This is a genomic window from Kitasatospora sp. NPDC059973, assembly GCF_042737525.1.
In the GTDB taxonomy this organism is placed as follows: Bacteria; Actinomycetota; Actinomycetes; order Streptomycetales; family Streptomycetaceae; genus Kitasatospora.
The window spans coordinates 1-20,734 of sequence record NZ_JBHWUI010000113.1; the positions used below are offsets into that span (position 1 = coordinate 1).

The following is a 20,734-nucleotide window of genomic DNA, read 5'->3' on the forward strand; positions in this document are numbered from 1 at the left end:
GACCGGGACGGCCTCGCCGCCCGGTCAGCGCGCCGCCCCGCCACCCCGCCGCACCACCGCCCCGCGACCCCGCCGCCCGGTCAGCGCGCCATCGCGGCGAGCACCTCGTGCAGGGACTCGACCAGCCGCAGCCCGCTGGCCCGCTGCTCGGGCGCCAGCGCGCCGAGGACCTGGACGATGCCGGCCAGCCGCTCGAACTCCGCACCGCCGAGGGCCAGCGCGCTGCGGGCCGCCCGGCTGCGGACCAGGCCGTGCAGGGCGAGCCCGGCCTGGCCGGCGAAGGCCACCAGCAGGTCCAGGTCGGCCAGGCTGGAGCGGGACTGCGGGTGCGGGTCGAGCACCTGGATGACGCCGAGGATCTCGTCCCGGTGGACGACCGGGGCCGCCATGATCGCGTCCGGCACGTAGCGGGTCCGCTCCGCGAGGTCCTGGGCGAAGATCGCGCTGCCGCGCAGGTCGTCGACCGTCACCGGCTCCCCGGTGTCGGCGACCCAGCCGGCGATCCCCCGGTGCGCCGGGAACCTGGTGCCGACCAGGAAGTCCTCGCCCTCCCCGGAGACGGCCTCGAAGACCAGCTGGTCCTCCTCCCGGTCGAACAGGAAGATCGAGCTGGCGGCGGCGCCGAAGATCGAACGCGCCACCCGCACGATGGAGGACAGCAGTTCGCGGTCGTCCGGGCCGGGATCGGCCAGGGCGCCCGAGATCGCCGCGATCATCGCCGTGGAGTCCGCCGACTGGTCCATGGATCTCACACTCCCCGCACGTTGGCTGCCGTCAGGTAGAGGATCGTCTTCAGCTCGAAGCTCGTCAGACGAGGGTGCTTGCCGAGGATGAGCGCGCTCAGTCCGGTGACGTGCGGCGCCGCGAAGCTGTTGCCGGTGTTGCGGGTGGTGCTGCCGTTCGGCCCGGCGACCTGCACCGCCTGCCCCCGGGCGAAGAACTCCACCGGCGGGTCCGGGTTGTAGAGCACGAGGTCCGAGTCGTCCTCGGCGTGGCTGCCGACCGAGATCACCGAGGAGAACCGCCAGGGGAAGCTCTCGATCCGGGAGTTGTGCGCCGAGGCGACGATCACCGAGCGGTTGAAGTAGGCGTCGTCGGCCATCTCCCGCAGCACCTGGCTGAACTGCGGGCGCGAGGTCGACAGGCTCAGGTTGATCACGTCGAAGCGCTGCTCGATGGCCCAGCTCAGCCCGGCGAGCAGGGCGGCCCCCGTGCCGCCGCCGTTCTCTCCGAGGATCCGGACGCTGTGCAGTTCGCAGCCGGGGGCCACCCGCCGGACGATGCTGGCGCAGGCCGTGCCGTGGCCGCAGGTGTCCATCGGCTCCACCCGCTCCACCGTCAGGCCGCCGTCGCGCCCGACCACGGCGTGCGAGGCGACCACCTCGCCGACCTGCGGATGGCCCGCCTCGACTCCGCTGTCGACGACGCAGACCCGGACGCCGCTGCCGTCCGCGCCGCCGTACGCCCAGTCGGGCGTGACGGGCACGGTCTCGGAGGCGGCGACGGGGATGTCGGCGGGGCGGCGGTCGAGCAGGTTCCAGGTCAGCGCGGTGGCCCGGGCGGCGGTGTTGGTCCGGTCGGCGGCGGCGGTCCGGCCGGCGGCGGCGGTCCGGTCGGCGGCGGCGGTCCGGTCGGCGGTGCCCGGGGCGGAACCGGTCCCGGTGGCGGTCATCGGCCGCTCCCCCCTTCCGCCGGCCCGTCCGCCCCGCCCGGGCCGCGGTCCTGCTCCCGGCCGGGTTCCCGGGCCAGGCCGAGCTCCTCCGCCAGCAGCCCGGTCCGGGCCGCGCCGACCAGGTGCCCCTTCGCCTCGAAGCGGCGCCGCGCGGCCAGCAGCGCCGCCCGGGCCTGCTTCGGCCGGCCGACCAGGGCACGGGTGTACGCGAGGTCGAGGCAGGCGGTCGCCTGGTCGGCGGGCGAGTCGGTGCGGTGGGCGAGCAGCACGGCCCGCCGGGCCAGCGCGAGGGCCTGCGGATGCTCGCCGCCGAGCGCCCGGATCCTGGCCTGGACGCCGTACCGGTTGGCCTGCACCACCGGGTGCGCGTCGGCGACCGTCTGGTCCTCCACCAGCTCGGCGGCCCGGCGCCACTGCCCCGCCGCGAGCTGGGCGCGGGCCAGTTCGAGCGCGGTGGTGCGGACCAGGCCGCCCGCGTTGAGGGCCCGGGCCGCGTCCAGCGCCTCGCGCAGGGCCGCCTGCGCCTGCTCCGGCCGGTCCGCCAGCGCGGCGAGCGTGCCGTCGAGCAGCGGCCCGAACACCGCGCCCTCGCCGTAGGCGAGCGCCGCCATCGCGCGCCGGACGTCGGCCAGGCACTCGGCGGCCCGGTCGGACCGGCCCTGGAGGGCGTGCAGCACGGTGAGCGGGAACCCGAGCGTGACCTGCACGGCCAGCCGGTCGGCGCCGTGCGTGGCCAGCAGGTCCTCGCACCGGGCGGCGGCGGACGGCGCCGGCTCCGGGCCGTGCCAGAGCGAGAGCCCCGTCGCGCCCAGGGTGTTGGCGAGCTCCCGGTCGGCCGCCGCGGCGAGCGAGTGGGTGAGGGCGTGGCCGAGCGCCGCCACCGCCTCGCCGTGCTGCCCGCGCCGCTGGCAGGACCCGGCGAGCACCAGGCGGCTCCGGGCCATCCCGAGTTCGTCGCCGCAGGCCCGGAAGACCGTCAGGCCGTCGACGGCCGCCCGTTCCAGCGCGGCGTCGTCGTGTTCGCACGCGGCGAGGTGCAGCCGGGCGTGGGCGGCCGTTCCCGCCGCGCCGTGCTCGCCGGCCTCCGCCACGGCGCGGACCAGCACCTCGCGCGCCTCGTCGGAGCGGCCGAGTGCCAGCAGCACCTCGCCCAGCCGTTGCAGCACCTCGGGCCGGCCCTGGTCGCCCGGGTCGGCGAGGTCGGCGGCCCGCTGGAGGAGGGTGAGCGCCCACGGCAGGTCGACCCGGCCGAGCGCGCCGACGCCGGCCCGGGCCAGGTGGCGCAGCGCCCGCCGGCGCAGCAGCGGATTGCGCTCGGTGCGGCGGCCGACCGCGCTGCGGTACCGGTAGGCCTGCTCCAGATGGGTGCCGACCAGCGCGTCCGGGCGCCCGGCGCGCAGCAGGTACTCGGCGTAGCGCTCGTGGAGTTCGCCGCGCCGGACCTTGGTGAGCCCCTCGTAGGCGACCCGCTGGGTCACGCCGTTGACGAAGCAGTAGGCGGCGCCGGCACCGAACGGCCGGCGCATCGGCTTCACCAGGCCGCGCCGGGTCAGGGTGCGCAGCACCGCCGTGCTCACGGCCGGCAGCCCGGGCTCGCCGGCCAGGGCGCCGAGGTCCTCGGCGTCGAACTCGCGCCCCACCACCGAGGCCTGGCGCAGCACGGTCCGGTCCGCCTCGTCCAGCCGGTCGATCCGGGCGGCGAGCAGCGCGTGCAGGTTGGGCGGCAGGCCCTCGGTGCCGCCCGCCTCCTCGACCGTCGCGGCGAGCTGTTCCAGGTAGAGCGGGTTGCCGTCGGCCTGGGCCACGATCTGCTCGGTGGCCGCCGGGCTGTGCAGGGCGAGGTCGACCAGGTGGGCGGCGAGGACGGCGGAGTCCGCCGGGGAGAGGCCGGTGATGGTCACCGTGGTCGAGTTCGCCCGGCCCGTTCCCCAGCCGGGGCAGGAGTCCATCAGCTCGGGGCGGGCCAGGCAGAGCACCAGGATCGGCAGCCGGCGCAGGTCCTCCACCAGCCGGTCGAGCAGGGCGAGGAAGGGCTGGTCCGCCCAGTGCAGGTCGTCGACGACGAGCAGCATCGGGTGGTCGCCGGTGCGCACCGTGAGCACGTGGGCGACCGCGGCGCAGGTGTCGTCCTCGGAGGGGGCCGGGGTGCCGTCCAGCAGCAGCCCGGTGCGCAGCAGGGCCAGCGCGGCGGCGGTGGCCGAGCCGTCGAGCGCGTGCCGCCCGGCCTCCTCGGCCAGCGGGGCGACGCACTCGGCGAGCGCGTGCAGCGAGCCGCCGGTGCCGGCCGCCCGGCAGCGGCCGGTGCCGACCGCCTCCGCGGCGGGGGCCGAGCGGCGCAGCCATTCGTCGACCAGGCGGGTCTTCCCGATGCCCGCCTCCCCGAGCAGGGTGAGGACGTGGACGTCGCTCTCCTCGGCCACCCGCCGCCAGGCCAGGTCGAGTTCGCTGAGGTAGCGTTCGCGGCCGACGAACGGCACGTCGGAGCGGGGCGCGCGCTCGGGCTCGGAGAGGCCCAGCAGGCGGCCGGCCTCGATCGGCCCGGCCACGCCCTTCAGCTCGACCGGGCCGACCTCGGCGACGGTCAGCCCGGAACCGCAGGCCCGCCAGGTCTGCGCGCTGAGCAGGATCTCGCCGGGGCCGGCGGCCTGCTCCAGCCGGGCGGCGACGTTGACCACCTCGCCGGAGACCAGCGCCTGCCGCCTGGCCGGATCGGCCGTGGTGACCACCTCACCGGTGTGCACGCCGATCCTGACTCCGAGCCGGACCCGGTGGTCGCGCTCCAGCTGGATGTTGAGGCCGTCGAGGGCGGTCAGCATGTCCGCCGCCGTCTCCAGCGCCCGGCGCGCGTCGTCCTCCTGCGTCGCGGTGAGGCCGAAGACGGCCATCACGGCGTCGCCGATGAACTTCTCCACGATCCCGCCACGGGAGTCGATCTGACGTTCCATCAGTTCGTAGTAGCGCAGCAGGATCGACCGGAGCACCTCGACGTCGAGCTTGCCGGACAGCTCGGTCGATCCGACGAGGTCGCAGAACAGCACGGTGACGACCCGGCGTTCCTCGGCCGCCGGGGTCGGGGGGGTGACCGGGGTGCCGCACCGGGCGCAGAATCGCGCGTCCGCGGGGAGTTCCGTGGCGCAGGACGGGCAGCTCATCGGTGGGGCCCTCCGGTCAGTACGCCGTCATGTTGCCTATGCACCAGGGGGCTTCGCCGTCGTCCCCGTCCGCGGAGTGCAGGACGACCTCCGGTTCGTCGTCGGCCGGCGCGGCGCCCGGGAGGGTGTCGGGCAGGTCCGGCAGGTCGTCGAGCAGGGCGTCCGAGAGGTCGGGGGGCAGGTCGGCGGGGGTCGGCTCGGGCACGTCGATCAGCCCTCTTCCATGACGTCGAGGTCAGGCGTTCTGGTCGTCGCCATGAGCCTAGGAGCGGCCAGTTGGGGTTCGGTTTACGTCCGGTATGCCCCCGTCGGCGCCCCGGCCGCCCCGACCCGGGCCGGACGGTGGATGCCCCGGCCGTCCGACCCGGCCGGAAGCTGCCCGTCAACCTGTCGCATACCGGCGGCAAACCACGGCTGCCTAGCCTCGCGCTGTCAGGGCCCGCCGACGGCGGCCGTTTCCCGCCGACCCCAGGGAGAGCAATGATCGGCACCCGGCTGGACGAGGTGGACGCGCCCCGCCTGATCAGGAGCGACCGCGGCTGGTGGTTCATCGGCAACCGGACGTGGACCCTGCTCAAACCGGAGCACGTCGCGGCCGACGGCCGGGTGCGGCCGGACATCGACGAGTTCCTGCGCGACGCGGGCGCGTACCGGGAGCGCACCGCGAAGTCCTTCGCGCTGACGGTGCTGACCAGCACGGCCTGCAACCTCGGCTGCGGCTACTGCTTCCAGAACACCGGCCAGGACCCGAAGGGCGGCCACCGCCCGCCCCGGATCAACCTCCGCCGGCTGAACACCCGGACCATCGACCGGATCGTGGACTTCACCGCCGAGCGGATGGCGCAGGCCGGCCTGGACCGGCTCTACCTGCTGCTGTTCGGCGGCGAGCCGCTGCTCAACCCGCGCGGCTGCGTGGAGTTGCTGGAGCGCTGCACGCCCCTGGGGCTCGCCACCGCCGCCATGACCACCAACGGCGTGCTGCTGACCGGGCGGCGGGCCGTCCAGCTCGGCGCCGCCGGGCTGCGCGCGGTGCAGATCACCTTCGACGGCAGCCGGGAGGACCACGACGCGACCCGGGTCACGCACGCCGGCGGGGGCACCTTCGACACCATCGTCGCCAACGTGGCGGCGGCCACCGAGGCCACCCGGCTCTCCTGGAACTTCCGGGTGAACGTCTCCCACCACAACGTGGACCGGATCGGCGCGCTCTTCGGCCAGCTCGACGGCAAGGTCGACCCGAGCCGGTGCACGTTCACCTACGCCTGGGTCGGCGACTCCGGGATCGGGTACCGCAACGACCTCGCGCGGGCCCGGCAGGTGGAGGACCGCTTCGTCGAGTGGGCGGTCGAGGCGCTCGAACGCGGCTACCGCTTCGCCAAGCCGAGCATGCGGACCACCTGCCAGATCTGCTCCGAACCCGGCGGCCGCGAGGGCGCCGTGATCAACGCCGACGGCACGCTGTTCAGCAGCTGGCAGTCGGCCGGCAAGCCGGGCTTCGAGGTGGGACACGTCGACCACGGCTACCTGGAGACCGGCTCGGTGGCCGACCGCTGGGTGACCTGCGGCTACGAGTACGAGCAGGCCGACACCGAGGTCATGACGCGCTTCCAGGACAACGTCGACGCGCGGATCCTCGACCACCTGCACGCCACCGGCCGGCTGTAGCCGGGGAGGGGGCGGCCATGCTGGCTGGCGTGCTGCGCACCAACCGCGACTTCCGGCGGTCCTTCCTCGCCGACCTCACGTCGAACCTGGGCTCGGCGATGTCGACGATCGCCTACCCGCTGCTGGTGCTGAGCCTGGGCGGCAACGCGGCGCAGGCCGGGGCGGTCGCCACCGTCGCCCTGGTCACCAGGCTCGGCTTCCGCCTCCCGGCCGGCGGCCTGGTGGACCGGTGGAACCGGCGCCGGGTCATGCTGACGACCGACCTGGTGCGTCTGGTGGCGGTGGCCACCATCCCGCTGGTCGCCCTCTGGGGCTCCCCGTCCTACGCCCAACTGCTGCTGGTGGCCGCGGTGGAGGGCATCGCCACCGCGATGTTCGGACCCGCCAACACCGTGCTCACCCGGGACGTCGTCGCCAAGGAGGACCTCGCCGACGCGCTGGGCATGGGCCAGGCCCTCCAGGCCGCCGTCAGCCTGGCCGGGCCGGCGCTGGGCGGCGTCCTCTACGCCGCCGACCGGATGCTGCCGTTCGCCGTGGACGCGCTCTCCTACGCCGTGTCGGCCGCCCTGATCTGGCGGATCACCGTCCGCCCCACGGCCGCGGAGCCACGGGCCGAGGACCGCGGGCTGACGGCGGGCATCCGCTGGCTGGTCCGCCGGCGCGAGCTGTTCGTCATCCTGGTGTACGCGGCCGTCATCAATCTGGTCGCGGCCGCCATCGATGTGATCGTCATCCTGGAGCTGCGGGCCAACGGGGCCTCCGGCTGGGTGATCGGACCCGTGCTGTCCTGCGCGGGCGTCGGCGGGATCGTCGGCTCCCTGCTGGCGCCGTGGTTCGTCAAGCGGCTGAGCGTGCCGACCATCCTGCTCGGCATCGGGGTGGGCTGGACGGCGGTGCTGGCGGTGTTCACGCTGACCTTCGCGCCCGGGGTGGTCGCCGCCCTGCTGACGCTGCTGATGATGCTCTCGCCGGCCGCCGGCGTGGTGGTCGGGCACGCCCTGTTCGGGCAGACCCCCCGGCACCTGATCGGCCGGGTCAGCGCCGCCACCGGCCTGCTGCTCAGCGGCCTGGCCGCGCTGGGCCCGGTCGCGGCCGGCGCGCTGCTGCAGGGCCTCGGCGGGGCGGGCACCTGGGCGGTGATGGCGGTGCTGACGGCGGCGGTCACCGCGGGCGGCTGGATTCCGCTGCGGACCACCCAACGGCTCGCCGCCGGGCCGGCGGCCGACGGGGACGCTCAGCCGGCGGCCGGGCCACCGGCCACCCCGGACCTGGACGCGCAGGCCGGACCGGCCCCGGGCACCCGGGCGGCTCCGGCCCCGGGCATCCGGACGGCTCCGGCCCCGGAGGCGGACCCGGAGCAGCCGGCGGAACCCGCCGTCGTCGCGCACGCCGCCCCGCCCGCCCCCGGCCGCACCCCCGCGCCCGGCACCGGACCCGCCGCCGCACCGGCCGGCACCGACCCCGGGAGGAGCTCGGATGACTGACGGCCCGCCGCCGCCCGACCCGTACCGCTGGCTGGAGGACGCCGACGACCCGGCCGTCCAGGAGTGGACGCAGAAGCAGGACGCCCGCTACCGCGCCGCCGCCGACGGCTGGCGGGCGCGCGCGAGTGCCGAGGCCCGGCTCACCGAGCTGTCCGAACGCCTCGGTGCCCGCTCCGCCCCCCGCCCGGCCGGCGCGCGGCTGTTCCTCACCCGCTCGCTCCCCGGCGCCGAACACCCCGAGCTGGTCGTCGTCGAACCCTCCGGCGCCGTCCGGGTCCTGGTGGATCCGGCGCTGCTCGACCCGACCGGCGGCACCACCCTGGAGGAGTGGGAGCCGTCCTGGGACGGCCGCCGGCTCGCCTACCAGGTGGCGTCCGGCGGCACCGAGAACGCCGCCCTCTTCGTCCTGGACGTCGACACCGGCCGCGTCCTGGACGGCCCGATCGACCGGGTCCGCCGCAGCACCGTCGCCTGGCTGCCCGACGCCGACGGCTTCTACTACGTCCGCCGGCTGCACCCCGCGCTCCACCCGGGCGAGGGCCAGTACCACCGCCGGGTCCAGCTGCACCTGATCGGCGCCGACCCCGAGCAGGACGCGGTGGTCTTCGGCACCGGCCGGGCGAAGACCCAGCACTACACCGTGCGGACCAGCGCGGACGGCCGCTGGCTGGTCGTCGGCGCCGCCGCCGGCGCGGTGCCCCGCCGGGACCTCTGGATCGCCGACCTGACCGAGGACCGGCCGGACCGGCCCCGGCTGCGCCCGCTCCAGGAGGGCCTCGACGCGCGGTCCCAGCCGCACCTGCGCCCCGGCACCGCGCCGGACGGCCGCTGCTGGCTCACCACCGACCTGCACGCGCCCCGGGGCCGGGTCGTGGTCACCACCCCGGGCGCCCCCACGCCGGACACCTGGACCGAACTGATCCCGGAGGACCCGCAGGCCGTCCTGGAGGACTTCGCGATCCTCGACGGTCCCGATCCGGACCGCCCGCTCGCCCTGGTGGTCCGCACCCGGCACGCCGTCGGCGAGGTCACCCTGCACGACCTGGCCGACGGCCGGCCGCTCGGCCCGGTGCCCGTCCCCCCGCTGGGCACCGTCGGCAAGGTCCGGGTCGCCGCCACCGACGCCCACCGGGCCTGGTTCGTCCACACCGACTTCGCCACTCCCCCGGCCGTGCTCTGCTACGACACCCGCACCGGTGCGGTGACGCCCTGGCCCGTCCCCGGGGCCGCCGTGGCCGAGCCCGCCGTCGACCCGGCCGACGATCCGGCCGACCGCCTCGAAACCCGCCGACTCGCCTTCACCTCCCGGGACGGCACCACCGTCCGGATGTTCCTGCTCGCCCGGCGCGGCGGCCCGGACCGCCCCCGGCCGGCGATCCTCACCGGCTACGGCGGCTTCGGACAGTCGCTGACGCCCGGGTACGCGCCGGAGGCCCTCGCCTGGGTCCGGGCCGGCGGGGTCTACGCCGTCGCCAACGTGCGCGGCGGCGGCGAGGAGGGCGAGCAGTGGCACCGCGACGGGATGCTCGACCGGAAGCAGAACACCTTCGACGACTTCCACGCCGCCGCCGACCACCTGGTGGCCACCGGCTGGACCACCCCCGGACAGCTCGGCATCTGGGGCGCCTCCAACGGCGGCCTGCTGGTGGGCGCCGCCCTGACCCAGCGGCCCGCGAGCTTCGGGGCGGTGGTCTGCATGGCCCCCCTGCTCGACATGGCGCGCTACGAACTCTCCGGCCTCGGGCCGAGCTGGACGGGCGAGTACGGCACGGCCGCCGATCCGGCGCAGCTCGCCCGGCTGCTCTCCTACTCCCCGTACCACCACGTCCGCGCCGGCACCCGCTACCCCGCCGTCCTGTTCGCCGTCTTCGACGGCGACAGCCGGGTGGACCCGCTGCACGCCCGCAAGATGACGGCCGCCCTCCAGGCCGCGACCGGCAGCGGGCAGCCGGTCCTGTTCCGCCTGGAACGCGGCGCGGGCCACGGCGCCCGCGCCGCCTCCCGCCGCACCGCGCTCTTCGCCGACCTCCTCGCCTTCTTCGCCGACCGCCTCGGCCTTCCGGCGGGCTTCTGACCCGGGGACCGCAGCGCGGCTCACCCCGGGCGTCACTCCCGCGACGACGGACCCCGTCCGCGGCAGCAGGAGCTTCGCCCCGGCCGGCTACGGGACCGCCCCGCGCGGGACCACCACCGGCGGCCACGACGACACGACCGCGCGTACGGTCGCCGTCCGCGAGGGCGAGGAGTCCGACGAGCCCGCTCTCGGGGCGGTGTTCCGGCGGATCATCGCCGAGAACCGGGCTGGCGGCCGGCGTGTGCCGGAGCGCGGCGGCTGGCCGGGCGCGCCCACCAGGCCGGCCCCCGACGGGTCCGTCGGGGGCCGGGCAGGGCGGGCGGAGCGGGGTCAGGGGCCGGCAGCAGGGTCAGCAGGTCAGCAGGTCAGCAGGTCAGCAGGTGAACTTGATCAGCCGGAACGTCGCGTAGTGGTCGCCGGTGTAGTAGTCCTCCCGGTACGCCTGGCCGGTGACGATGCGGCGGGCGCCGCGGGTGGGCGAGCCGGGGGTCACCACGGTGTACTCGTGGTAGTAGCCGGTGGACCTGCTCGGCAGGACGCGCTCGCGGTTCTGGAAGACGACGCCGTCCTGGGAGTACGGGAACGGGCCGTTGCTCGCGATGAGGTCGAGGGTGTGGTCGGCCTCGGCCGGCAGCGCGGAGAGGCACACCGAGCCGCTCACGGTGGCGTGGGCCTCGGTGGCGGTCACGGCGGGGGCGAGGGTCAGCAGGGCGACGACGGTGACGGCGGCGGCGCGCGTCTTCCACGCGCATAGAGTGCGGGTCATGACAACAGTGTGACCAGGCACGGAGCGGCACCGGAAGGCCTGATCCAACTCTTCACCTGCGGGTAAGTCGCCGGACGGACGGGCGACTTGAACCGTACTCGGGCGGCCGGACACCCGGCGCACGGACGCCCGCGCGCCGAACGCGCGCCCGGGCCGTCCGGACAGCTCCGAACGGCCCGGTCGGCCCGGTCGGCCCCGGTCAGCCCCATCCGGTCGGTCAGCCCCGGGCCCCGCGCCCGCCCGCCGCGGCCCCCTCCCGGAGCAGCGCGGCCAGCGACTCGGCGTACGGTGACGGGCGCCGGCCCCGGGCGACGGCGATCCCGAAGTGCCGGGCGGGGCGGGGCGCCACCACCGGCACCACCCGGGTGCCGGACAGCGCCGGGTCGAGCGCGACGGACGGGACCAGCGAGACGCCGACCCCGGCCGCGACCAGGGTGCGGGCGAAGAAGTAGTCGGTCGTGGAACCCGCCACCCGCAGTTCGAAGCCGGCCACGGCCGCGTACCGGCGCAGGAAGGTCTCGGTCTTCAGGCAGCCCAGCACCCAGCGTTCCTCGGCGAGTTCGGCGAGGTCCAGGGCCTCGCGGCCGGCCAGCCGGTGCCCGTCGGGCAGCACCACCGAGAACGGATCGTCCATCAGCGGGGTCCAGTCCAGGCCGGAGCGGTCTCCGGGGAGCACCGGCAGGGGGCCGTCGAAGTGGTAGGCGAGCGCGAGGTCGGCCACCCCCTCGCGCACCATCGGCAGGCTGTCCTCGGGCTCCCGTTCCAGGATGCGCAGTTCGACCTCCGGGTGGTCGGCGGCGAACCGGGTCAGCGCCGCCGGCAGGAGGTGCCGCCCGCCGCTGGTGAAGGTGGCGAGGGTGAGCCGGGGCCGGGCCGCGCCCAGCCGGCCGATCTGCTCCTGCGCGTGGCGCAGTTCGGCGGCGACCGCGGCGGCCGCCTCCACCAGCAGCTGTCCGGCCTCGGTGAGCCGCACACCCCGGGTGGAACGCTCCACGACCGCCGTGCCCAGGCCCCGCTCCAGCGCGGCGACCTGCTGGGACACCGCGGACGGCGTGAGGCGCAGGGCGGTGGCCGCCCGGTTGAAGCTCCCGTGCTCGGCGACCGCCCGCAGCACGCCGAGCCTCCGTACGTCGATCATCGCGTTCCCTCGGTCGACAGTTCTGCTGATGACTCGTTCAGCAGGTCGGTAGTTCCGCTGATGACGGTACGGCAGCAGAGTGGGGGCATGCGAAACGTCTGCGTCATCGGCGGAAGCCGGTACTTCGGCCTGCGCCTGGTCAACCTGCTGCGGGACTCCGGTACCCGCGTCACCCTCGTCAACCGCGGCTCGACCCCGCCGCCGCCCGGGGTCGACCACGTCCGCGCCGACCGGTCCGACGAGACCGGGCTGGCCGCCGCACTCGGCGGCCGCGACTTCGACGCGGTGATCGACCAGGTGCTCTACACCCCCGTCCAGGCGGCCGTCGCCCGCCGGGTGTTCGCCGGCCGCACCGGCCGGTACGTGATGACCTCGACGATGGAGGTGTACGACCCGGCCACCTCGCCCCTGGTGCGCACCACCGAGGGTGTTCCGGTGCCCGAGTCCGCCGTCGACCCGCTCCGGGCCGTCCCGTCGGAGCTGCCGTGGCACGATCCGGCGGCGCTCGCCCGGCGCACCGACGAGGCGACCGGGTACGCCGAGGGGAAGCGGCAGGCCGAGGCGGTGCTCGCGCAGGATCCGCCGTTCTCCTGGGCGAGCGTGCGCAGCGCCCACGTCCTGGGCGGCGGGGCGCGGGACTTCACCGGCCGGCTGGCGCACTACACGGAGCTGATCGCGGCCGGGCGGCCGGTCGCGGTGCACGCGAGGCCGCGGCCCACGTCCTTCGTCCACCACGAGGAGATCGCCGCCGCGCTGGTGCGGTCGGCGGCCTCCGACGACGCCGGTCCGGTGAACGCGTGCTCGCCGGACGCGCTCGACGTGGTCCGGCTCTGCGAGCTGATCGCCGACCGGCTGGGGACCACCGCCCGCTACCGGGTGACGGCCGGCGAGGACGCCTCGCCGTTCTCCTTCGACCGCTGGTACCCGATGGACGACCGGCGCGCCGTCGCGCTCGGCCTGCGGTTCTCCCCGCTGGCCGACTGGCTGCCGGACGCCGTGGCGGAGGCCGCCGCCCTCTCCCCGCGGGAGGCGTGACGTGCGACAGCGCACCATCGGCGCCGCGGCCGTCGGCGCGATCGGACTGGGCGCGATGCCGCTCTCCGTCGAGGGCCGCCCGGACGAGGCCTCCGCCCTGGCCACCCTGCACAGCGCGCTCGACGCCGGGGTCACCCTGATCGACACCGCCGACTCCTACCACTGGCACGCCGGCGAACTCGGCCACAACGAACGGCTGGTGGCCCGCGCGCTGGCGAGCAGGACGGCCGCCGACCGCGCCGCCGTGCTGGTCGCCACCAAGGGCGGGCGCGGCCGGCCCGGTGACGGCTCCTGGACGGTCGACGGCCGCCCGGACCGGCTGCGGCAGGCCTGCGAGGGCTCGCTGCGGCGCCTGGGCGTGGCGGCGATCGACCTCTACCAGCTGCACAAGCCCGACCCCCGGGTGCCGTGGGCCGAGTCGGTGGGCGCCCTGCGCGAGCTGCTGGATGCCGGGAAGATCCGGGCCGCGGGGATCTCCAACGTCGACGAGGGGCAGATCCTGGTCGCCCGGGACGTCCTGGGCGCCGGCCTGGTCTCGGTCCAGAACCGCTTCTCCCCCGCCGTCCGCTCCGCCGAGCCGGAGCTGCGGCTCTGCGAGCGCCTGGGGCTGGCCTTCCTGCCGTGGAGTCCGCTCGGCGGGCTGTCGCGCAGTGCCCTCGACGGCCCCGACGACGTCGCCGTCACGTCCGGCGCGTTCCACCGGATCGCCGCCGAGCGGGGCGTCTCGCCCCAGCGGATCGGCCTGGCCTGGCTGCTCGCGCTGTCCCCCGCCGTCGTCCCGATCCCGGGCGCCCGCCGGTCCGCCAGCATCCGCGACTCGGCCGCGGCCGCCGACCTCACCCTCACCCCGGCCGAACTCTCCGAACTCTCCGAACTCGGCTCACCCGCCGCACCGTTCGGCCCGGCGCAGCCCGGGCCCACCGGGTGAGACGCCGGGCGTCGAAACGGCGGAGGGCCGGGGCACGCAGTCGCTGCGCGCCCCGACCCTCCGCCGGCACTGCCCGGATCAGCCGTAGATCGTGAACACCGAGTCGCTCTGCCCGCCGTAGGCGTTGCTCAGGGCGAAGACGTGGCTGCTCGGACGGAAGATCCCGAAGGTCGTCCGGCCCCGGCCCAGCCAGTCGCCGACCACCGGAAGGTCACCCTTGACGCCGTAGGCGGCGGTGGAGACGCTGCCGTCGTCGTGCCGCAGGATGAACAGGTTCGGGTCGCCCTCGTTCCGCCCGGGGCGGAAGACGCCGAACTGGGCGTGGTGCACGCCGTCCCAGTCACCCACCACCGGGAGGTCGCCCTGGTCGCCGAAGCGCATGGTGGAGACGCTGCCGTTGTCGTGGCGCACCGCGAGGGTGCTGGTGCTCGGACGGAAGATGGCCAGCTGGTCGTGGTTGTCGCGGTCCCAGGCACCGACGACCGGGAGGTCGCCCGGCTCCCCGAACTGGACCGTGGAGACGGACTTGTCGGAGTGCTGCAGGGCGAAGGTGCCGGTGCTCGGACGGTAGATGCCGGACTGGCACTGGCAGGTGTTGTCCCAGGCGCCGACCACCGGAAGGTCACCCGGGTCCCCGAGGCTCCAGACCAGGTTCGCCTGGCCGGAGGCCTTCTGGTAGGAGAGCGCCCAACGGCCCTTGTCGAAGAGCCCGACGTGGCTGGTGGGGCCGCCGAAGTACCCGGCGAACGGCACGCCGGCCTGCGGACCGGCGACGTACAGCTGGGTCCCGGTGCTGCCGGTCCGGCCGTGGTCGTCGACGACGGTCTCGGTGACGGTGTACGTGCCGGCCACGCCGTAGTCGTGGGTGACACCGCTCGGCGGGGTCGGTCCCTCGCTGACGGCCGGGGCCGTGCCGTCACCGAAGTCGATGACGTAGCGGGCCACCGGCCAGGGGCTGACGGTCCGGTCCGTGACGGTGACCCGGGCGACGGTGCGATCGGGCTGGTACACCCCGAAGGACGGGCGGAGCTCGCCCACCGGGGCCAGCTTCACCGTCCCGGTGGAGGTGCGGACCAGGCCGGTCTCGCTGGTCGCGGTGAGCGTCAGCGTGTAACTGCCGCCGGCCGGGTAGTCGTGGTCGACGGTGCTGTTGCCCGAGGTCACCGGGACCGGCGCGGTGCCGTCACCGAAGTCCAGGGTGGCGCCGACCGGTGCCCAGCCGGGGGTGTACCAGACCGTGGCCCGGGCGTTCAGCGGGTGCCCGGTGGTCGAGTAGGGCAGCGCCGACACCATGACGCTCATGGTGTCCTGCAGTTCCACGGCGCCGCGGTCCTGGTAGCCGTTGCCGGTACCGGTGTTGGCGATCTTCGGGTGGTCGGCGCGCGGGTCGCCGTAGAGGTCGGTGTCCAGGGCGCCGGGCGCCGAGGCGTCGGCGGCGTCCGTCAGACCCTCGACCGCGATCGGCCGGTAGTCCGAGGTCGACTGGGAGAAGCCCGGGTCGGCCCCGTTGTCGTGGGCGCCCTGGCCGGTGGCGCGGAAGGCCTCCGGCGTCGCGTAGGAGGTGCCGCCCCACGCGTAGGCGGCGGCGCCCGGCGCGGGCTGGACGCTGTTGTAGTCGACCTTGGTGCCCTGGGTCGAGCCCGCCGACACCGTCAGCGCGACCGAGGAGACCGGTACGCCGCCGCACCAGTCCGCCGGGCGCTTCGCCAGCACGTTGTTCTCGACGGTCGCGCCGGAGGAGTTGCCCGCGAACTCGATGTCGCTCAGGCAGTTACGGCCGAAGGTGTTGCCGACCACGACGGTGCCGGGGGCGTCGGTGACCAGCACGCCCCGGCCGTCCGTCTCGGTCACCAGGTTGGTGGTGAGGACGGTGCCCGTCACCCCGGCCTCGACCGCCACGCCGATCGGGCCGGCCGAGGCGATCTGGCTGCGGCTCACCGTGACGCCGGCGCTGTGGCCGGTGATCCGGACGGCCGGGCCCGGCTGGGCCGCGCCGCCGCTGCCCGCGCCCACGATGGTGCGGTCCAGGACGATCCGCTCGGAGTCCTTGACGAGCACGCCCTCCTGCGGGGCCGTGATCTGCAGGCCCGTCACGGAGACGTCGTGCACGCCCGAGATGAGGAAGCCGTAGCCGGGGACGTCGGGCCCGTCCTGCTGACCGACCTCGACGCCCGTCGCCGGGACCTTGTAGGGAATGTCGGCCTTGAAGACGATCGGCTTGCCGGGCAGGCCCGAGCGCCTGACCGTGATCATGCCCTGGTAGGTGCGGTTCGGGGCGATCTGGACGGTCTGCCCCGGCTGGGCCGCGTCCGCGGCGGCCTGGATGCCGCAGTACGGCTGGGCCTGGGTGCCGGCCCCGGCGTCCGAGCAGTGCGCGGTGGTGCTGTTGTCCACGTAGAGCACGGCGGTCTCGGCCTGCGCGACCGAAGGCAGCGCGGTTCCCGCGCCGGCCGAGCAGGCGACGGCGATGGCTATGCCAACGCGACGGTGGAACGACAAAGTTGATCCCCCTGGTGTGACGTTCTGGTGGCGCGCCGGTCCAGGGGACGCCGAGAGACCCAGGGCGTCCCTCCTGCGCGGCGATCAGTATCCACGACGTCGCCGCAGCTCCGCACCCCGGTATCGGAGCTGCGGCGGCGGGCCCCGGGCCGGGGGGTCAGGACAGGTCGTCGGCCGGGGTCTTCTCGGGCTGGACGGCGCAGACCGCGTTGACGCCGCCCGGGCCGAACAGCAGGGATCCGCCGACCAGGGTGCCCACCACGCCGCGGCAGACGGCGGCCTCCTGGGGCGTCTTCGGGCCTTCGGCGGCCGCCGGGTGGGCGGCCAGCAGCGGAGCGGCGAGCAGCAGGACGGCACCGGCCGCGCGGACGGCGTGGCGGAGCGGCTTCGGCATCGGGCTGAGCGGGAGCATGGGTCGGCCTTTCGGATCGGCGGGGGACGAGCCATCGCGGATCGGCGATGGACGAGCCATCCCTACCGGACCGGCCGTGCGCGGCGCCGGACTCTGCGCCGTCCGTGGGCGTGTCAGCCCGTGCCCGTCCGCTCAGCGCTCGTCCGGGTAGCCCCACTCGACGGCCGGGCGGGCGTGCGGCGCGACCTTCCCGACGGCCTCGGTGACGGCGCGCTCGAACGCCGGCCGCCAGGCGTAGAAGCGGGTGATGACCAGCGGGTACTCGCTCTCGCCCGAGACGATGAACTCCCCGTCCAGCTCGCCCACGCCGATCCGCACCTCGTCGTCGATTCGCTCGTCCCGCAGCACGGCGGCGAGGGCGTGCACCACCTCCCACGCCTGCTCCCGGCCGGTGAGGCCGTCGACGAAGAGGGCGAGTTCGATGTTGACCGACACGGGGGAATGGTATCCGGGCCGCCCCCGCCGACCGGCGGCGGGCGGGTCAGCGCGGGCCGAAGGACGCCCCGGGTGAGGCCAGCACCCTGGCGGCGCAGCGGTGGCCGCGCGCGGTGGCCTCGCGCAGGCCGACCTCGGCCAGGAAGCCGGCCAGGAAGCCCGCGGCGAACGCGTCGCCGGCGCCGGTGAGGTCGCGGACCTCGCCGACCGGCGGGACGGGCACCGCGAAGGGGGCCCGCCCGGGCGCGTCCACGGTGGTCGCCGCCGCACCGGCTTTGGTGACCACCGTGGTGCCCGCCAGCCGGGCCCGCTCCGGGCCGGGCCGGCCCTCCACCAGGAGCCCGAGGAAAGCGGCCTCCTCCTGGTTGGCGAACAGCAGGGTGGGCGTCAACTCGGCGGCCAGGGCGAGGAAGCGCTCCCGGCCGAAGCCGGCGAGCATGCCGGTCGAGGAGGCGTCGAGCGAGGTGGTGCCGCCCGCCCGGCGCACCCGCCGCAGGGCGTCGGCCGCCGCGCTCCCGACCGGCTCCCCGTCGAAGGAGTAGGCGGGCACGTGCAGGTGGGTCAGACCGGCGAGCCACTCGTCCGGCACGGTGTCCAGCAGGGTGGCCGCGCCCCGGTCGGGGAGCATCGTCCGCTCCCCGGCGTCGTCGACGAGGACGACGATGCTGCCCGTCTGCCCCCGCCTGACGACCCGTACGTCGACGCCGTGGCCCGTCAGTTCGGCGACCAGAGCGTCCCCCGCCGGGTCGTCGCCGACGCAGCCGAGGAACCGTGCGGGCCACTGCCCGGCGGCGAATCCCGCGACGTTCGCCGCGCTGCCGCCGCGCCGCCGGAAGACCCTGGCCGTGGAGTCGGTGCCGTGCCGCAGCGGCCCGTCGACCCAGACGACGACGTCCTCGACGAGGTCGCCGAGTACCCCGAGTACCTCGATCACCGGCGCTACTCCCCGCCCCGCAGCGCCGCCAGCGCGGTGGCGATCCGGCCGCCGAGGCGGACGTTGCCCCGGTAGACCGCGACGTTGACGTCCAGGCTGCGGCCCTGCGTGTCGCGCTGGATGAAGTCGAGCAGGAACGGCGTCGAGGCGTTGCCGGTGATGCCCCGGCGCTCGGCCTCGGCCCAGGCCCTGGTCAGCAGCGCGTCGAGCTCCTGGGGCGGCAGCTGCTCGGCCGGGTCCACCGGGTTGGCGATCAGCACGGCCTGGGGCAGCTCCAGCCCGTCCCGGGCCGCGATGATCCGCGCGGCCTCCTCCGGGGAGTCCACCCGGTAGGCGATCTCGTGCCCGGAGTCGGTGACGTAGAAGCCGGGGTACCGGCGCGTCCGGTAGCCGATGACGGGGATGTTGAGCGTCTCGAAGCGCTCCAGGGTGGCCCGGATGTCCAGGATCGACTTCACGCCCGCGCTGATCACGGTGACGGGCGTGGCGGCCAGCGTGGTGAGGTCGGCGGACTCGTCGAAGCTCTCGGCCGCGCCGAAGTGCACGCCGCCCAGCCCGCCGGTGGAGAAGACCCGGATCCCCGCCCGGTGGGCGAGGAAGGCGGTGGCCGCGACGGTCGTCCCGCCGTGCCGGCCCAGCGCGGCGACCACCGGCAGGTCGCGCAGGCTCGCCTTGTCCAGGTCGTCCGACTCGGACAGTTCCTTGATCTGGTCCGTGCCGAGTCCCACGGTGGGCACCCCGCCGAAGACGCCGATCGTCGCCGGGACGACCCCGGCGGCTCGCAACCGCTCCTCCGCCTCCAGCGCGACCTCCAGGTTGCGGGGCCGCGGAAGGCCGTGCGTGAAGATGGTCGACTCCAGGGCGACGACGGGCGCGCCGTCGGCGACGGCCCGGGCGACGTCGTCGGAGATCCGGATGGGCAGTCCGCTCATGGGAGGCACGAACTCTCTCTGGGGTGCCACCACGCCGTGGCAGTTCCGGTCAGCCTAGGGACGGTTCGCATCGGGATCCAGAAGGAGTACCGGGCCTTCCCATAGGGTTTCGACTATGGGATTCACCTTGCGTCAGCTCGAAGTCTTCCTCGCGGTCGCCGACGGTCTGCACTTCGGCCGCGCCGCCGAGCGCCTGCACATCTCGCAGCCGACGGTCAGTCAGGAGGTCGCCCGGCTGGAGCGGGCGGTCGGCGTCGAGCTCTTCGACCGCAGCCGCCGGGCCGTCGCCCTCACCCCGGCGGGCGAGGTGATGGCCGAGGAGAGCGCCCGGCTCCTCGGCCAGGCCGCCGCCCTGCTCGCCCGGGTCCGGCTGCACGAGGAGGCGCGGACGGGCACCGCCCGGATCGTCGCCTCCCCCAGCGTGATGAACCGGCTGCTGCCCGCCGTGGTCAGCCGGGCCGAGCGCGAACTACCCGCGCTGGACACCGCGGAGCTCGCCGTCGACACCGGCCGCGTCTCCTCGACGCTGGCCGCCGAGCTGGCCGACATCGGCCTGGGCCGCTTCCTGGACGAGGTGCCCGGCTACCGGCGGGAGACCCTCGCCGACGAGCCCGTCCGGGTCGCGCTGGGCCGCGACCACCCACTGGCCGGGCGCGACGCCGTCCGGCTGTCCGAGCTGCGGGACCTCCCGCTGCTGCTCTGGCCCCGCGAGCAGCACCCGCGCTACTACGACCACGTCCTCGGACTCTGCTCCGAACACGGCGTGGAGCCGCCGGTCCTGGTGAGCCCGCCGCGCATCGTCGGCTCACGGCTCTACCTGCTCTCCCAGAACCGGGCGTTCTCGCTCGTCCCCCGCTCGATGACCGGTCACCTCACCGAGGAGGTGGTCACCGTTACGCTCGCCGGCCGGGCCACCCTGCCGCTGGAGATGCAGTGGCGGCTCGACGACGGCCGGCCCCGGCTGGCGGCGCTGCGCGAGCTGATCCGCCAGGAGGCGGGCACGCTCCAGGGCGACTGACCTCCAAGGGCGGCTGAGCTCCCGGGCAACTGAGCTCCAGGGCGGCTGACCACCAGGACTGCTGAGCTCCAGGACGGCTGAGCTCCAGGGCGGCGGATGCGAGCCGCCGGCCGCCGCTCACGCCACCGTCGCGCCAGCGCACGCGCCACCGCGTGCGCCACGGCGGGCCGGGTACGGGGGGAGGCGCGTGCCGAATCGTTCGCCACCAGAGAGGGGGAACCGGCCAGAACCGGTCGGGTGGCCGGAATGTTGCACCCATGTGAACCGGTTCCGCAGACTCTCGCACCATGCCGCCCACCGCACCGCCCTGACCTGTACCGCTCTGGTGCACGGCGGCCGAGCCCTGGCCGCGGCCGTCGAACGCCTCGACCGCCGGGCCATCGCCCTGCTGCTCGGGCTGGTCCACCCGGTCACCGCCCGGCTGACCGCCCGGCTGCGCCGCGTGGTGGCCGCCAACTGCGGCGACGCGCTGAACCGGCACCTCCCCTGCCGCGGCCGGGAGCCCGTCCAGGACCGGTGGACCGAGGGCGCGCCCGGGCGCCGGGACGCCGGCTGACCGCCCGGGGCCGGGGCCACCCGCCGGCGGGGCG

Annotated in this window: 18 protein-coding genes; 7 read left to right on the forward strand and 11 right to left on the reverse strand. The window is 75.5% G+C overall.

Going from position 1 to position 20,734, the window contains the following annotated elements:
- Positions 1–80 precede the first annotated feature (80 nt).
- From ACFWA9_RS26835 to ACFWA9_RS26850, 4 genes are read right to left on the reverse strand one after another with little or no spacing between them, the layout of a single operon-like run.
- Positions 81–743, reverse strand: coding sequence for a GAF domain-containing protein (locus ACFWA9_RS26835; RefSeq protein WP_380390319.1), 663 nt, complete (start codon positions 741–743; stop codon positions 81–83).
- Between the two features lie 5 nt (positions 744–748).
- Complete coding sequence (locus tag ACFWA9_RS26840; protein WP_380390321.1) at positions 749–1,672, reverse strand: S8 family serine peptidase; 924 nt, start codon at positions 1,670–1,672, stop codon at positions 749–751.
- Positions 1,669–4,824: an adenylate/guanylate cyclase domain-containing protein gene (locus ACFWA9_RS26845; RefSeq protein WP_380390323.1), complete on the reverse strand. Its 3,156-nt coding sequence runs from the start codon at positions 4,822–4,824 to the stop codon at positions 1,669–1,671. The genes ACFWA9_RS26840 and ACFWA9_RS26845 overlap by 4 nt, the downstream gene beginning before the upstream one ends.
- Before the next feature lie 16 nt (positions 4,825–4,840).
- Complete coding sequence (locus tag ACFWA9_RS26850; RefSeq protein WP_380390325.1) at positions 4,841–5,029, reverse strand: hypothetical protein; 189 nt, start codon at positions 5,027–5,029, stop codon at positions 4,841–4,843.
- Positions 5,030–5,304: 275 nt separating this feature from the next.
- Between ACFWA9_RS26850 and ACFWA9_RS26855 the strand changes: the two genes are divergently transcribed.
- From ACFWA9_RS26855 to ACFWA9_RS26865, 3 genes are read left to right on the forward strand one after another with little or no spacing between them, the layout of a single operon-like run.
- Entirely contained in the window at positions 5,305–6,489 is a 1,185-nt protein-coding gene (locus tag ACFWA9_RS26855; protein WP_352290694.1) for a radical SAM protein, read from the forward strand.
- Between the two features lie 17 nt (positions 6,490–6,506).
- On the forward strand, positions 6,507–7,973 hold the full coding sequence (locus ACFWA9_RS26860) for an MFS transporter (protein WP_380390327.1): 1,467 nt from the start codon (positions 6,507–6,509) through the stop codon (positions 7,971–7,973).
- Positions 7,966–10,047 carry a prolyl oligopeptidase family protein gene (locus tag ACFWA9_RS26865; RefSeq protein WP_380390329.1) on the forward strand — a complete coding sequence of 694 codons (2,082 nt, stop codon included), beginning with the start codon at positions 7,966–7,968 and terminating at the stop codon, positions 10,045–10,047. The genes ACFWA9_RS26860 and ACFWA9_RS26865 overlap by 8 nt, the downstream gene beginning before the upstream one ends.
- A gap of 373 nt (positions 10,048–10,420) precedes the next feature.
- Here ACFWA9_RS26865 and ACFWA9_RS26870 read toward each other — a convergent pair whose 3' ends face one another.
- Complete coding sequence (locus ACFWA9_RS26870) at positions 10,421–10,813, reverse strand: ribonuclease domain-containing protein (RefSeq protein ID WP_380390331.1); 393 nt, start codon at positions 10,811–10,813, stop codon at positions 10,421–10,423.
- Positions 10,814–11,030: 217 nt separating this feature from the next.
- On the reverse strand, positions 11,031–11,951 hold the full coding sequence (locus ACFWA9_RS26875; RefSeq protein ID WP_352290697.1) for a LysR family transcriptional regulator: 921 nt from the start codon (positions 11,949–11,951) through the stop codon (positions 11,031–11,033).
- A gap of 87 nt (positions 11,952–12,038) precedes the next feature.
- Here ACFWA9_RS26875 and ACFWA9_RS26880 point away from each other — a divergent pair, with 87 nt between their 5' ends.
- Positions 12,039–12,986 carry a reductase gene (locus tag ACFWA9_RS26880; protein ID WP_380390333.1) on the forward strand — a complete coding sequence of 316 codons (948 nt, stop codon included), beginning with the start codon at positions 12,039–12,041 and terminating at the stop codon, positions 12,984–12,986.
- A gap of 1 nt (position 12,987) precedes the next feature.
- Positions 12,988–13,914 carry an aldo/keto reductase gene (locus tag ACFWA9_RS26885; protein WP_380390334.1) on the forward strand — a complete coding sequence of 309 codons (927 nt, stop codon included), beginning with the start codon at positions 12,988–12,990 and terminating at the stop codon, positions 13,912–13,914.
- Between the two features lie 78 nt (positions 13,915–13,992).
- On the opposite strand, the gene ACFWA9_RS26890 is transcribed toward ACFWA9_RS26885, so the two are convergent.
- The 5 genes from ACFWA9_RS26890 to ACFWA9_RS26910 all read right to left on the reverse strand — a co-directional run bounded on the left by ACFWA9_RS26890 (position 13,993) and on the right by ACFWA9_RS26910 (position 19,126).
- On the reverse strand, positions 13,993–16,413 hold the full coding sequence (locus ACFWA9_RS26890) for a PKD domain-containing protein (protein ID WP_380390336.1): 2,421 nt from the start codon (positions 16,411–16,413) through the stop codon (positions 13,993–13,995).
- 157 nt (positions 16,414–16,570) lie between these two features.
- On the reverse strand, positions 16,571–16,807 hold the full coding sequence (locus ACFWA9_RS26895; protein ID WP_359804775.1) for a hypothetical protein: 237 nt from the start codon (positions 16,805–16,807) through the stop codon (positions 16,571–16,573).
- Between the two features lie 150 nt (positions 16,808–16,957).
- Positions 16,958–17,260 carry a hypothetical protein gene (locus ACFWA9_RS26900; RefSeq protein WP_329491442.1) on the reverse strand — a complete coding sequence of 101 codons (303 nt, stop codon included), beginning with the start codon at positions 17,258–17,260 and terminating at the stop codon, positions 16,958–16,960.
- A 46-nt stretch (positions 17,261–17,306) separates the two neighbouring features.
- Positions 17,307–18,194 (reverse strand): carbohydrate kinase family protein, encoded by an 888-nt coding sequence (locus ACFWA9_RS26905; RefSeq protein WP_380390337.1) that lies wholly within the window; start codon positions 18,192–18,194, stop codon positions 17,307–17,309.
- Between the two features lie 5 nt (positions 18,195–18,199).
- Complete coding sequence (locus tag ACFWA9_RS26910; protein WP_380390339.1) at positions 18,200–19,126, reverse strand: pseudouridine-5'-phosphate glycosidase; 927 nt, start codon at positions 19,124–19,126, stop codon at positions 18,200–18,202.
- 115 nt (positions 19,127–19,241) lie between these two features.
- Here ACFWA9_RS26910 and ACFWA9_RS26915 point away from each other — a divergent pair, with 115 nt between their 5' ends.
- Together ACFWA9_RS26915 and ACFWA9_RS26920 are read left to right on the forward strand one after the other, a co-directional pair.
- Positions 19,242–20,144 carry a LysR substrate-binding domain-containing protein gene (locus tag ACFWA9_RS26915; RefSeq protein ID WP_380390341.1) on the forward strand — a complete coding sequence of 301 codons (903 nt, stop codon included), beginning with the start codon at positions 19,242–19,244 and terminating at the stop codon, positions 20,142–20,144.
- A 259-nt stretch (positions 20,145–20,403) separates the two neighbouring features.
- Positions 20,404–20,700, forward strand: a complete 297-nt coding sequence (locus tag ACFWA9_RS26920) for a hypothetical protein (RefSeq protein WP_380390343.1) — start codon at positions 20,404–20,406, stop codon at positions 20,698–20,700.
- Positions 20,701–20,734 lie beyond the last annotated feature (34 nt).